This window comes from Zestomonas ipomoeae, assembly GCF_057128665.1.
In genome coordinates, this window is the sequence record NZ_JBSKHQ010000001.1 from 793,757 (window position 1) to 806,843 (window position 13,087).

10 protein-coding genes are annotated in these 13,087 nt (G+C 66.4%); 6 read left to right on the forward strand and 4 right to left on the reverse strand.

Annotation, left to right across the window (positions count from 1 at the left end; all coding sequences use genetic code 11):
- Positions 1–29: 29 nt before the first annotated feature.
- On the reverse strand, positions 30–4,367 hold the full coding sequence (locus tag ACWKV7_RS03610) for a DEAD/DEAH box helicase (RefSeq protein ID WP_483856253.1): 4,338 nt from the start codon (positions 4,365–4,367) through the stop codon (positions 30–32).
- Between the two features lie 430 nt (positions 4,368–4,797).
- On the opposite strand from ACWKV7_RS03610, the gene ACWKV7_RS03615 reads away from it, so the two are divergent.
- The 3 genes from ACWKV7_RS03615 to egtD all read left to right on the forward strand — a co-directional run bounded on the left by ACWKV7_RS03615 (position 4,798) and on the right by egtD (position 7,563).
- Entirely contained in the window at positions 4,798–5,106 is a 309-nt protein-coding gene (locus ACWKV7_RS03615) for a hypothetical protein (RefSeq protein ID WP_483856254.1), read from the forward strand.
- A gap of 196 nt (positions 5,107–5,302) precedes the next feature.
- The gene (egtB, locus tag ACWKV7_RS03620) at positions 5,303–6,601 is read left to right on the forward strand and encodes an ergothioneine biosynthesis protein EgtB (protein ID WP_483856255.1); all 1,299 of its coding nucleotides are present in this window, start codon (positions 5,303–5,305) and stop codon (positions 6,599–6,601) included.
- Positions 6,602–6,603: 2 nt separating this feature from the next.
- Entirely contained in the window at positions 6,604–7,563 is a 960-nt protein-coding gene (egtD, locus tag ACWKV7_RS03625; protein ID WP_483856256.1) for an L-histidine N(alpha)-methyltransferase, read from the forward strand.
- A gap of 121 nt (positions 7,564–7,684) precedes the next feature.
- Here the strand turns inward: egtD and ACWKV7_RS03630 are convergent, their stop codons facing one another.
- Entirely contained in the window at positions 7,685–8,092 is a 408-nt protein-coding gene (locus ACWKV7_RS03630; RefSeq protein ID WP_483856257.1) for a transcriptional regulator, read from the reverse strand.
- A 173-nt stretch (positions 8,093–8,265) separates the two neighbouring features.
- On the opposite strand from ACWKV7_RS03630, the gene ACWKV7_RS03635 reads away from it, so the two are divergent.
- A complete protein-coding gene (locus ACWKV7_RS03635) occupies positions 8,266–8,547 on the forward strand; it encodes a hypothetical protein (RefSeq protein ID WP_483856258.1) in 282 nt (93 codons plus the stop codon).
- Here the strand turns inward: ACWKV7_RS03635 and ACWKV7_RS03640 are convergent.
- Positions 8,541–9,278: a substrate-binding periplasmic protein gene (locus tag ACWKV7_RS03640; protein ID WP_483856259.1), complete on the reverse strand. Its 738-nt coding sequence runs from the start codon at positions 9,276–9,278 to the stop codon at positions 8,541–8,543. The genes ACWKV7_RS03635 and ACWKV7_RS03640 overlap by 7 nt on opposite strands.
- Positions 9,279–9,412: 134 nt before the next feature.
- The gene (locus ACWKV7_RS03645) at positions 9,413–10,471 is read right to left on the reverse strand and encodes an HAD family hydrolase (RefSeq protein WP_483856260.1); all 1,059 of its coding nucleotides are present in this window, start codon (positions 10,469–10,471) and stop codon (positions 9,413–9,415) included.
- Between the two features lie 261 nt (positions 10,472–10,732).
- Here ACWKV7_RS03645 and ACWKV7_RS03650 point away from each other — a divergent pair, with 261 nt between their 5' ends.
- Together ACWKV7_RS03650 and ACWKV7_RS03655 are read left to right on the forward strand one after the other, a co-directional pair.
- Positions 10,733–11,713, forward strand: a complete 981-nt coding sequence (locus tag ACWKV7_RS03650) for a zinc-dependent alcohol dehydrogenase family protein (RefSeq protein WP_483856261.1) — start codon at positions 10,733–10,735, stop codon at positions 11,711–11,713.
- Between the two features lie 1,182 nt (positions 11,714–12,895).
- Positions 12,896–13,087, forward strand: a 192-nt coding sequence (locus tag ACWKV7_RS03655) for a transposase (protein ID WP_483856262.1), incomplete at its 3' end; no start/stop codon positions are given.

Here is a 13,087-nt window from a genome sequence, read left to right on the forward strand (position 1 = left end):
TCGCTGCGCTCGGCCTGCCAGGCTGGCGCCTATGCTCGCTGGATCAACCGCGTGCGCAGTTGGCTGGCCTCTACGCCCTCCAGCTCCAGCCAGAACTGCGGCTTGCCGGCGATCAGCGCCGCGGCCGGCAGGCCGTCGCGATAGAGCACGCGGTTGCCGGCCAGGGCCGGGACCTTGTTGCCGGGCAACAGGGTGCCGACCAGGTTCAGCGGGTCGGCGGCGCAGACGCAGACCAGGCTGCCGTCCGCCGGCCGCTTGCGGACCGCGCGCAGCAGGCCGACCGCTTCCGGCAGGGCGAATTGCTCGCCGACCAGGCCGCTGACGAAACGACCGCCACGGATTTCCCCCCGCGCCTCCAGACGGTGATACACCCGCAGCAGCTCACGCCACGGCGGCAGCCAATCGGCCTCGCGCTCCAACAGGCGCCAGAACACCACGCCGTAGCGACGCAACAGGGTCATGGCGATATGTTCCAGCACCGCCGGCTCCGGTCCTGTGGCGGTTGCCGGCCGGCGCAGCAGCGCCCAACGCCCCGCGTCGGCCATGCCGCCGATCAGCGCGCCACCGCGGGCACGACGACCGGTCCGTGCGCCGTGTTTGCCGTTGGGCATCAGCAAGGCCCGCAGGCCGGCGAAACTGTCGGCGTTGACCAGGCCGACCGCCACCAGCTCGCCCAGGGCATTCTCCAGCTCGCTGCGCAGCAGGCGGGTTTCGCCGAGCAACTCGTCGAAGAACAACGCCCCGTGCTCGGCCAGGGTCTCGCGTACGCGCTGTGCGCGCAGCGACAACTCAGGCTCCGGCGCACCCGCCGACAGGGCGTTCCACACCGGCAACTGCCGACGCGGCAGCAAGACCACGGGCGTGCCACGCACCGGACCGCCGGAGGCACGCTGGCGGCCGGCCAGACGCGACCAGACCACCCGCCCGGAACGGCACAGGTCGTCCAGCCAGGTGATGCTGTAGTCTTTTACCCGCGCCGGCAGGATCTCGCTTTCCCAAGCTCCGGCGGCGGCCTGGTAGCCCTCCAGCTGGCTGACTACGCCGGCCAGCGCCTCGGCGCCCTGGGCCTGGGCGGACGGCGCCACGCGCTGCCAGTCGAACAGAAAGCGCATGAAGTCGACCCGTTCCACCGGCTCGATCTCCCGGCGCAGGCGCTTGACCGTATAGCGATGAATGCGCGCCAGCAGGTGGCGCTCGCACCACTCCTCCTCGCTCGCCCCCGGTGTGAAGCGCCCGCGCAGCACGTAGCCTTCGCGCTCCAGCTGCACCAGCGCCCGGGTCACCTGGGCGGCTGGCAATGCCAGGTCGCGGGCAATCCGCGGCACCGGCAGCGGACCGAAGCCGCTCAGCCGGGCCCGCACCACTTCCACCAGCGCGTCGTCTTCGCTCCATACCTGGTCGTAGCCCGCCAGGGCTTGCAATGCGGGCGCCATAGGCGCGGCCGGATACAGCGCACGCAGGCAGGCCAACCGTTCCACCGGCAGCCACAGCGCCTGCTCCAGGGCCACCTGCAGGCGGGTGGCGCGGCCACTGTCGGCCAGGCTGCGCAGCCAGCCCATCCAGCCGTCGTTGGCCATCGCTTCGGCTTCGCCGATACAGGCCAAGCCCATCAGCGCTTCGTGCATCTCGTCGGCATTGCGCGGTTGCGGCCAAGCCTCCTGGCCCACCGCCTCGATGGCCTCGGCATCCAGCGCGCCGAGGTCGTCGCCCGACTCGGGATCGCTCCAGCGCCGGCTGAGCACCGCCTGGGTCCGCCGTTCTTCCAGCGGGGCATCGTCGAGAAAGGCATAGGGCCGGGCGTTGAGCACCTCCGCCGCCAGCGGCGAGGGTGCCGGCAGGTCGCGGGCGATCAGCGTCACCTCGCCGCTTTCCATGCGCCGCAGCAGGGCGAGCCAGCCCTCTGCGTCCATCGCCTCGTGCAGGCAATCGTCGAGGGTCTGGCTGACCAGCGGGTGATCGGGAATCTCGCGCTCGCCGACGATGTTCTCCAGGCACGCCACCTGGTCGGGGAACACGCTGGCCAGCAGGTCTTCGCTCTTCATGCGCTGCAACTGCGGGGCGACTCGCTTGCCGCCGCTCATGCGCGGCAGGGCCAGGGCGGTGGTGGCGTTCCAGCGCCAGCGCACACCGAACAGCGGCGCATCGAGCAGCGCCTGGATCAACACCTGCTCGGCGGTCTTGGAGTGCAGGTAGCGCCATACCTCGTCGAGCGCAAAGCTGTGGCTGGTGGACAGCGACAGCACGATGGCATCCTCGGTGGCAGCCGCCTGCAACTCGAAGTTGAAAGTGCGGCAGAAGCGCTTGCGCAAAGCCAGGCCCCAAGCGCGGTTGATGCGGCTGCCGTATGGCGAGTGGATGACCAATTGGGTACCGCCGGACTCGTCGAAGAAGCGCTCGATAACCAGTGTCTGCCGGGTCGGCAGCTCACCCAGGGCGTTGCGGGCGCGAGCCAGGTACTCGACGATCTGCCGTGCCGCCGCATCGCTCAGGCCAAGGGTATCGGTCAGCCAGGCGATGGCCGGCGCGAGGTCAACGTCCCCGCCCGGCTGGATCGCCAGGCGCTGTTCGATTTCACCGCGCAGACGCGCCACCCCGGCGGAAAGCTCGTCGCTGCGCCCCGGCGCTTCGCCGAGCCAGAACGGAATGTTCGGCGGCTGGCCCTGGGCATCTTCCACCCGCACCCTGCCGGGTTCGATGCGCAGGATGCGGTAGGACGCGTTGCCCAACTGGAAGATATCGCCGGCCAGGCTCTCCACCGCGAAGTCTTCGTTGACCGTGCCGATCACCTGCGCCTGCGGCTCCAGCAGCACGGCATAGTCGGCGCTTTCCGGGATGGTGCCGCCGGAACTCAGGGCGGTCAGCTGGCTGCCGCGCCGGCCGCGCAGCACCCGGTTCACTGCATCGCGGTGCAGGTAGGCGCCACGCGCACCGTGGCGGGTGGTGTAGCCGCTGGCCAGCATCTGCAGCACCGCGTCGTAATCCTTGCGGGTCAACTCGGCATAGGGATCGGCCCGGCGGAACAGCGCGAACAGCGCGTCCTCGCTCCACTCCTGGCAGGCCACTTCGGCGACAATCTGCTGCGCCAGCACGTCCAGCGGCGCGCGGGGAATGCTCAGCGCGTCCAGCTCGCCCCGGCGCTCGCAATCGATCAACGCGGCACATTCGATCAGGTCGTCGCGGGAGCTGGGAAACAGTCGTCCCTTGGGCACACCGCCGACCTGGTGGCCGGCGCGACCGACGCGCTGCAGGAACGCGGCGATGGAGCGTGGCGACGCCAGTTGGCAGACCAGCTCCACCTCGCCGATGTCGATGCCCAGCTCCAGCGAAGCGGTAGCCACCAGCACGCGCAGCTCGCCGCGCTTGAGCCGCTGCTCGGCATCCAGCCGGTGTTCCTTGGCCATGCTGCCGTGGTGGGCGGCCACCACATCGGCACCGAGGCGCTCCGACAGGTGCCGCGCGGCGCGCTCGGCCATGCGCCGGGTATTGACGAACACCAGGGTGGTGCGGTGCTCGCCGACCAGTTCGGCCAGGCGGTCGTAGACCTTCTCCCAGACATCGTTGGCCATCACCGCTTCCAGCGGCACCGGCGGCACCTCGATGGCCAGGTCGCGCTGCCGGCCGTGGCCGATATCGACGATGGCGCACGCCGGCGAGGCCGCGTTGTGCGCGCCCGGCCCCACGCCCACCAGGAACTTCGCCACTGCCTCGATCGGCTTCTGCGTGGCGGACAGGCCGACGCGCACCAGGGGCCGCCCGCACAACGCCTGCAGGCGCTCTATCGACAAGGCCAGGTGGCTGCCGCGCTTGCTGCCGGCGATGGCGTGGATTTCATCGACGATCAGGCTGCGGGTGTTGGCCAGCATGCTGCGCCCGGAGGCGGAGCCAAGCAGTACATAAAGGGATTCCGGCGTGGTCACCAGGATGTGCGGCGACCGCTTGCGCATCGCTACGCGCTCCCCCTGCGGGGTGTCGCCGGTGCGCACCGCGCTGCGGATCGCCAATCCCGGCAGGCCCCGTTCCGCCAGTTCGGCGCAGATGCCGGCCAGCGGCAGCTCCAGGTTGAGATGGATGTCGTTGGACAGCGCCTTGAGCGGCGAGACGTAGACCACCCGCGTTTCGTCGGGCAATTCGCCGCCACGCTCCAGCCCCTCGTGGATCAGTTCGTCGATGGCGGCGAGAAAGGCTGTCAGGGTCTTGCCAGAGCCGGTCGGCGCGGCGATCAGCGTCGAGCGGCCGGCGCGGATCAGCGGCCAGGCACGCTCCTGCGCCGGCGTCGGTGCGGGAAAGGTGCGGCGGAACCAGGCCGCGACGGCAGGATGAAAGCCCGCCAGCGCGATGCTGGCGGCCAGCTCGGCGGAAGCGCTCATGGCGGCAATATGCGGCCGCCTTCGCCAATGCACAAGCGCAGCGAAAAGGGCTCCGGGCGACCGCTCGTCGCCGCGTGCCGCTGCGCAAAAACCGGGAGCAGTCGCGAACAAGCGGGCAACTGCGGGCTTATCCATGGCAACGCCGGCAATCCGGCCGGCACCGATCTGCCAGGCAGACCGGTGCCGGGGCGGCTGCCCGGCAAACGCTGACTACACTCAGCAACGCTGCTGGAAGGAACCCGTCGTGCGCACAGTCCGCGGGTTCCGCTAGCGCAGGGCTGTCCATGACGACGTGGGACGCAGTGCTCGGGCGCCAGGCGAATGCCCCATCACCGTCCGCGCCGATCGGAAGCCGGGGTGGCTGTCAGGGAAACCGCATCCAGCGGGCGATGGTCTACCGAATCAAGTCCCTGCCAGGAGGCAAACAACGATGCTCACTCCGTTAAACCTCGATATCGCAACCCGACTGACCGCCGATGCCTTCCAGCCCTACGGATGCGTCACCAGCGCCAACCCCGGCGATGACAGCTTCGGCTTCAGCATTCTCAAGGACGATGGCACCGAGGTGCTCAGCGTTCCCCATGTGCCGAAGACCCAATACGCCGACCCGGTAAGGCTGGCCGGAGTGCTCGGGCAGACACGCCTGGATCTGGAGCACAAGGGTTGCCACCTGCAGCCCTGGTCGATGCCCTACATCACCGACCCCAACGCCATTCCGGAAATCACTCCGAACTACTGAGCCCTCGCTCGCCGCACAAGGCCCTCCCGCGCTTTGCCGGGCGGGCCTGCCGTGCGCTCCCGGTAAACATCCGGCCCTGCGGCCGGCACGACGGAGCCGGGAATCCGCACTGAAACTTTCGCTATGGCTGCCGGTCGGTTTGAAGACTGCCCATCTCGCCGTGGGTAGTCATGGAGCCCCGCACAGGAGAAACGGCATGCTCAATCCGGCGTACCAGGCAGTCCAGGAACCGGCACTGGCCGATCTGGAAACCCTGCATCTGCGCTACCAGCAGGTCCGGGCCACCAGCGAGTCGCTCTGCGCGCCGCTGGAGGTCGAGGACTACGGCATCCAGAGCATGCCCGACGTCAGCCCGCCGAAGTGGCACCTGGCGCACGTCAGTTGGTTCTTCGAGACCTTCCTGCTCAAGCCCTACCTGCCTGGCTACAAGCCGCTCGAAGCGCGCTACGACCATCTGTTCAATTCCTACTACCAGAGCTGCGGCAAGCCCTTCCCACGCGCCAGTCGCGGGTTGCTGGCGCGCCCCACCGTCAGCGCCGTGTACCGCTATCGCCAGCACGTCGACCGCGCCATTGGCGAGCTGCTGGCCCAACCGCCGGTGCAGCACGCCGCGGAGATCGCCCGGCGCATCGAACTGGGCCTGCAGCACGAGCAGCAGCACCAGGAACTGTTGATGATGGACATCAAGCACATCTTCGCGCAGAACCCGCTGTACCCGGTGTACCGCGCCGTGCTGCAGCCACCGACCCAGGCAGCCGAGCCGCCGCTGCAGTGGGTGCGCTTCCCTGCCGGCCTGCGCTACATCGGCCACGCCGAGGACGGCTTCGCCTTCGACTGCGAAACCCCGCGGCATCGCTATTTCCTGGAGGCCTTCGAGTTGGCCAGCCGGCCCGTGAGCAATGCCGAGTACCTGGCCTTCATGCTCGACGGCGGCTATTCGCGCCCGGAACTCTGGCTGGCCGATGGCTGGGACCTGATCAAGCGCGAGCATTGGCAGGCGCCGCTGTACTGGCAGCACATCGACGATGCCTGGTATGAGATGACGCTCGGCGGGCTGTGCCCGGTGGACGGCGCGGCACCGGTCTGCCATGTCAGCTTCTTCGAGGCCGATGCCTACGCACGCTGGGCCGGCGCGCGCCTGCCCAGCGAGGCGGAGTGGGAAGCCGCCGCCCAGGACCAGCCGATCCGCGGCAACTTCCTGGAAGCCGATCTGCTGCAGCCCAGCGCTGCGCCGGCAAACGACGGCGGCAGCCTGCAGCAGTTGTTCGGCGATGTCTGGGAATGGACGGCCAGCGCCTACCGCCCCTACCCCGGCTTTCGCCCGCTGGCCGGCGGCCTGGGCGAATACAACGGCAAGTTCATGAGCGGCCAGATGGTGCTGCGCGGCGGTTGCTGCGTCACCCCCGAGGAGCACATCCGCGCCACCTACCGTAATTTCTTCTACCCAGCCATGCGCTGGCAATTCGCCGGGCTGCGCCTGGCCAGGGAGGTCTGAGCATGGCTCTCGCCATACGCTTTCACGATCAGTTCGAAGCCGTCGACGAGTCGCTGCGCGACGAGTTACTCCAGGGCTTCGCTGCCTCGCCGAAAAGGGTGTCGCCGAAGTTCTTCTATGATCGCCGCGGCTCCGAGCTGTTCGAGTTGATCTGCCGGCAACCCGAGTACTACCCGACCCGGACCGAAGAGCTGATCCTGAGCCGCGCCGCAAGGGAAATCGCCGACATCGCCGGCCGCCACAGCAACCTGATCGAACTTGGCAGCGGCGCCAGCCGCAAGGTGCGCCTGCTGCTGGAAACCATGCGCCCGGCGAGTTACCTGGGTATCGATATCTCCGCAGACTTCCTGCGCTCCAGCACGCGACGGCTGGCGGCGGACTACCCGTGGCTGGAGGTGCACGCGCTGTGCGCCGACTTCACCCAACCGATGCGCCTGCCCCAGGGTTTCGACGGTGCCCACCCGCTGGCGTTCTTCCCCGGCTCGAGCATCGGCAACTTCGATCCCGCACAAGCCCTGGCGTTCCTGCGCAACCTGCATGATCTGTTGCCACGGGGCGGCGGCCTGTTGATCGGCGTCGACATGCTAAAGAGCAAGCAGGTGCTGGAGAACGCCTACAACGATGCCGCCGGGGTGACCGCCGCCTTCAACCTCAATGTGCTGTGGCGCATCCGCCGGGAACTGGTCAGCGACATCGAACCGCGGCACTTCGCCCATCGTGCGTTCTTCAACGAGCACGCCTCGCGCATCGAGATGCACCTGGTCAGCCTGAAAGACCAGAACGTGCATATCGAAGGCCGGCGCTTCTTTTTTGCCGCCGGCGAGAGCCTGCATACCGAAAATTCCTACAAATACACCACCGCCGGCTTCTGCGACCTAGCCGGCAACGCCGGCTTCCGGCCGGTGGCCCTGTGGACCGACCCTCGGCAACTGTTCAGCGTGCATTACCTGGAGCGGGAGTAGGCAGGCCCCACGGGGTCTGTTCGCTGGCTGCCGGTCGATCGACCGGCATCAGGACGAGGCAGCCGGGGCCAGGCGAATGAACCAGAGGGCCCGGCCGGTCTGGGAACGCCCGAGGGCAGGGTTATCCCGCCACCGCCGGATCGCGAGCGGCGCGGATGGCGAGTTCGTCGAACACTTCCGGCACCAGCGCGGCCTTGCCCTGCTCATCGAGATGCTCGCGGGCAGTGCTGTTGCCGGGAAAGCCGCCGTCGATCAGGCTGAGCAGGCGCAACCCGCGGCTGGTAAGGATGAAGTTCTCGCCGTTCCCACCCAGCTCTTCGGGACGCGGCTCGATGAAGCCGCTGTGCAACAGCAAGGCTTCATAGTCCGCCGCCTGCTTGCGCAGGCCATCCAGGTTCGGCACCGGCTGACCGGCGTTGGCCTGCTCGGCCGCCAGCTCTTCGGCATGCAAGCGTGGAGCGAAGCCCTTGCATGCGCTGTTCTGCACCTCATGCAGCAGGCGTTCCATCAGATCCCAGTTGTAAGTCATGGCAAATCCCCTTGATGAGCGACCGCTCCGTGCTGGCCGCAAGCGGATATTCGAACCCCTTGGGCGCTTTATAGTTCCGACTCACCGACAAGCTCCGAGTTCTGGCGCAGCGCAGTGAACTTTGCCCACGCTCGGGCAATCCACCGCACAAGCCCGAAGCGAAGGAAGCAGCCATGAAAACGCTATTCGCCTTCAGCGCCGCCATGGCACTGATCTGCACCCAGCAGGCCGCGGCCTGCACCCAGGAAGAAGCCATCGCCAAGGCGGAGATGTTGGCGGCCGCCGTCAACGAGATCACCGAGAACGACCCGCAGACAGCCGCAGAGATCAATCGCGAGCTGAAACAGATGCAGTTGGCCCGCAGCGCCGACACGCTGGAAAACGAGTGCATCGTCTACGACCGGCGTCTGAAGGAGCTGCAGCGCGCTGCCGAGCGAGCCGACCAGGATCAGTAGTCTTCGTAGCGGCGTTCGATACGGCGGTATTCCCCGCTGCGACGAATCTCCCGCAACCCATGGTTGAAGAGGTCGCGCTGGGTCGTGGTGCGGAAACCGACCCGGTAGGGAGTCGGCGGGAACAGGTCATACCAGGTCAGCTCCTGGCTGACATCCACCTGGCTGGCCACTTCCCGATTGAAATAGCGCAGGATGCGCGAGTCCCCCACCACCACATCGATGCGCCCACTGTAGAGCAAGCGGTTGCGGGTGATCTGGTTGGCCTCTTCGCGATAGCGCGGATTGCTCTCGGCCATGGCCTGAAACTCGCTGCCGAGCAAGTAGCGAGCTCGCTGGAAGGTGCTGACGGAATATTGGCCGAGGTCGGCGATGGAGCGGATATCGTATTGGCGGATCGCCAGAGCAACCGCCGAGTTGTGATAGAGGATGTAGACGTCCGAATAGGCAGCTACCACGCCGCTGCGTTCGTTGGTGGTGGCAATGCCGTCGATCTCGCCCCGGCGCAGCATCAGATGCAGGCGCTCCATCGGCGCATGGTGAGGCTCCATGTCGAAGCCCGCCTGGTGTATCGCCGCCGCGACGATGTCGTATTCCAGGCCCCGCTGCTCTCCCTCGAAGATATAGGGCGGCTTGTGCGTGCCAAAGCCGATCTGCAGCGTGCTGGCCTGAACTTGCCCGGCCAGCAGCAACAATCCCAGGCCCAGCAACAGACCGATACGCCCAATGCGCATACCGTCCCCCCTCGCATGGCTTCATTGGCGAGTGCGAACGGCTGTTGCCGTGCGCCCAACCGGCAGCATAGCGGCTGGGAGAGCGTAGTGCAGCGCGCGACCGACCAAGGGCCGGCCGCACGTGTGGCGTGGGCTTACTGGATGTCTTCCGGTACCACGACGATCCAGTTCTTGTCGGCGGTCACCGGCACCCCGGCTTCGGCCTGGGCGGCGGCGTGCTTCTTCTGCATGGCGGTGATCTGGTCCATGTACTTGGCCTTGCGGTTGATCCACAGGTGGATGCCGCCCTTGTCCACATCGGTACCGTGGAACAGCATGTAGCCGTCGCTATTGGGGGTATCGCCCGCGACCAGGATCGGCTTCTTCCACTCGTCGATGTAGGTGAGGATCGCCGCATACTTGCCGGACATCCAGGTCGCCGGGGTCCACAGGTAGGGCGTCATTTCCAGGGCCAGGTTGGCCTTCTCGTCGTACTTGCCTTCGGTGACCAGTTTGCGGCTGGTGGTCAGCTCGCCGGTCTTGCGGTCCTTCAGCAGCGTGGTGACGCCGATGACATTCTCCGGCTTGACGTTGTAGCCGTACTTGGGATCGGCAGCGACCATGCGCACCAGTTCCTCATGAGCGGCGGTCATGATGTAGACCTCGATGCCGTTCTCCCGCAGCAGGTTCATCAGCTCGACCTGGCCGGTGAAGATCTTCGGCGGGTTGATCTCGATGGTCTTGACCTCGTCACCCTCGTAGTAGGTGCTGGGGACCGGCTTGCCATAGGCCATCAGCTCGTCCACATAGCCCTTCAGCTCCTGCAGAGTGAAACCGGAGAACACCTGGGCCACCCACGGGTAGCAGACCAGGTCGTCGATCTCGCACAGGCGGTAGTAGTAGCTGTTCAGGCTTTCCTTGTGGCCCTTGACGTCCTTGAAGGGAATCAGCTTCAGCGACGGGTCGAGCTTCTCGCGGGTCAGCACGCCTTTCATCTCCATGAAGGGCAGCAGCGATTCTTCGAGGTCGAAGCGATAGCTGGTGTTGTCCATGTCGAACACGGCGTACTGACCTTTGTTCGCGTGCTTCTTCACCAACTCGTTGAGCTGCTTGGCAGCGGGCTCCGGCCAATGTTTCAGTTCGGTGGCGGCCAATGCCTGAACGGTCATGCCAAGGGACAACAGCCCCGCAATCAGTGTGTGAGCAAACTTCATATGCATTTAGTCCTTGAAATGTGTTGGCGAGAAAGGCGCAGGGAAGTGGCCTAGTCTCGAACCTAGCAGATGCACCGAAACAAACGGGTGCGAGAGCGACGCCGAATATCCGGTTCGCGGCAGTTTCCACTGCATTTACGACAGAAACGTTATAAGCAAAACGAATGATAGGCAATTCACAATTTCATAAGGGCGTCGGTATAGGCTTGTCGATCGCTTCACGCTCGTCATGTCGCTCGACCGCCAATCAGGAGAACCACCATGCTCAAAGCCGAATACAAGACCCGCGGCCCGGTTCCGCAGGATGTGATCGAAGCCGTCGAATTCCAGCTGCCTCCACTCGCCGCCGGCCAAGCACGCATCAAGGTGCTGGCTGCACCGATCAACCCCTCCGACGTACTCACCCTGACCGGCGAATACGGCATGCTGCCGCCGTTGCCCGCAGTCGGCGGCAACGAGGGTGTTGGCCGGGTCGAGGAACTGGGCCCGGAGGTGAGCAACCTCAAGGTCGGCCAGACCGTTTTGCTGCCAGTGGGGTGCGGAACCTGGACCAGCGAGCTGAACGCCCCGGCGAACAAGCTCATCCCGCTGCCGGACGCGGATCCCAAGCAATTGGCAATGCTCACCGTCAACCCACCGACCGCCTCGCTGATGCTCAGCGAGTTCGTCGACCTCAAGCCGGGCGACTGGGTGATCCAGAACGCCGCCAATTCAGGGGTCGGCAGTTATCTGGTGCAACTGGCCAAGCTGCGTGGATTGAAGACCGTCAATGTGGTTCGCCGCGAGTCGGCGGTCGACGGCGTCAAGGCCGAAGGCGGTGACGTGGTGCTGGTGGACGGCCCGGACCTGCACAAGCGGGTGCGCGAGGCCACCGGCGGCGCGGCCATTCGCCTGGGCATCGACGCCGTGGCCGGCGCTTCCACCGATCACCTGGCCAATTGCCTGGCCGAAGGCGCCGTGCTGGTGAACTACGGCCGAATGAGCGGCCAGCCGTGCCAGGTCACGCCCTCTTCCTTCGTGTTCCGCGACGTGACCCTGCGCGGCTTCTGGCTGGCCCGCTGGTTCCAGAAGGCGACCCAGGCCGAACAGATGAAGGTCTTCGGCGAGCTGATCCAACTGATCGCCAGCGGCAAGCTGCATACCAAAATCGCCGCCACCTACGACGTGGCGCAGATCAAGGAAGCGGTGGCCGCGGCGACTGGTGGCGAGCGCGATGGCAAGGTATTGATCGTGCCCAAGTAAGACGCCGACGAGGGCGATACGAACGCATGGTGGCCTGGCCGACATGCGTGCTACCGGCGCCGAGCGAAGCGCGACGCCTCCTGGGCCCCGGCCTTCGCCGGGGTGACGGGGGATGGAAGATCGTGCCAATAGCGACCGTCGGTATTGCCTGACAGGTTCGTCCCGCCTCCGCCACGGTTCGCGACACAGCCCCCGTCCGGCACCACTCCCGCAAGCCCGTCATACCGGTGAAGGCCGGTATCCAGGCCAGGCAGCGCCGACGCTCCTGCAACGACCGATGGCCCCGGTCTACGCCGGGGCGACGGGGGATGGAAGATCGTGCCAACAGAGACCGTCAGTATTGCCTGGCAGGTTCGGCCCGCCTCCGTCACAGGTTGCGACACAGCCCACCCGGCACCACTCCCGCAAGCCCGTCATACCGGCGAAGGCCGGTATCCAGGGGCAGGCAGCATCAGGGTTTACGGTGAGACCGATGGGCCCCGGCCTTCGCCGGGGCGACGGGGATTGGGAGGCCGGGCGAATGGCAACCACTGCGCCGCCTAGCAACCCCAACCCAGCACCGGCAAGCAGCCACCAAGCCCCACCCGATGCCCTCCCACAACCCGTCATACCGGCGAAGGCCGGTATCCAGGAACAGGCACCATCAGGGTTTACGGTGAGGCCGATGGGCCCGGCCTTCGCCGGGGCGACGGGGATTGGGGGCCGGGTGAATGACAACCACTGCGCCGCCTAGCAACCCCAACCCAGCACCGGCAAGCAGCCACCAAGCCCCACCCGATGCCGTCCCACAACCCGTCATACTGGCGAAGGCCGGTATCCAGAACAGGCAGCATCAGGGTTTACAGTGGGACCGATGGGCCCCGGCCTTCGCCGGGGCGACGGGGATTGGGGTACCGGGCGAATGGCAACCACTGCGCCGCCTAGCAACCCCAACCCAGCACCGGCAAGCAGCCACCAAGTCCCACCCGATGCCGTCCCACAACCCGTCATACCGGCGAAGGCCGGTATCCAGGGGCAGGCAGCATCAGGGTTTACGGTGAGACCGATGGGCCCCGGCCTTCGCCGGGGCGACGGGGATTGGGGGGCCAGACGAATGGCAACCACTGCGCCGCCTAGGGAAGGTCTGAAAAAGACTTCCCAGATCTGGTGAAATACGCCGATCCCCGTTGCCCGAGCTTCCCGATGAAGCAGATGACCTTCGCCGATGCCGAGTACGCCGGTAAGCGCAAGCAGACCCGCAAGGAGTTGTTCCTGATCGAGATGGATCAGGTGGTGCCGTGGAAGGGCTTGGTTGCCCTGATCGAGCCGCATTACCCGAAGGGTGAAGGCGGTCGCCCAGCGTATCCGCTGATGGCGATGCTGCGGGTTCATCTG

Coding starts and splice junctions, on each gene's coding strand:
- ACWKV7_RS03610 (WP_483856253.1), bottom strand. CDS start 4,367: ATGAGCGCTTCCGCCGAGCTGGCCGCCAGCATCGCGCTGGCGGGCTTT.
- ACWKV7_RS03615 (WP_483856254.1), top strand. CDS start 4,798: ATGCTCACTCCGTTAAACCTCGATATCGCAACCCGACTGACCGCCGAT.
- egtB (WP_483856255.1), top strand. CDS start 5,303: ATGCTCAATCCGGCGTACCAGGCAGTCCAGGAACCGGCACTGGCCGAT.
- egtD (WP_483856256.1), top strand. CDS start 6,604: ATGGCTCTCGCCATACGCTTTCACGATCAGTTCGAAGCCGTCGACGAG.
- ACWKV7_RS03630 (WP_483856257.1), bottom strand. CDS start 8,092: ATGACTTACAACTGGGATCTGATGGAACGCCTGCTGCATGAGGTGCAG.
- ACWKV7_RS03635 (WP_483856258.1), top strand. CDS start 8,266: ATGAAAACGCTATTCGCCTTCAGCGCCGCCATGGCACTGATCTGCACC.
- ACWKV7_RS03640 (WP_483856259.1), bottom strand. CDS start 9,278: ATGCGCATTGGGCGTATCGGTCTGTTGCTGGGCCTGGGATTGTTGCTG.
- ACWKV7_RS03645 (WP_483856260.1), bottom strand. CDS start 10,471: ATGAAGTTTGCTCACACACTGATTGCGGGGCTGTTGTCCCTTGGCATG.
- ACWKV7_RS03650 (WP_483856261.1), top strand. CDS start 10,733: ATGCTCAAAGCCGAATACAAGACCCGCGGCCCGGTTCCGCAGGATGTG.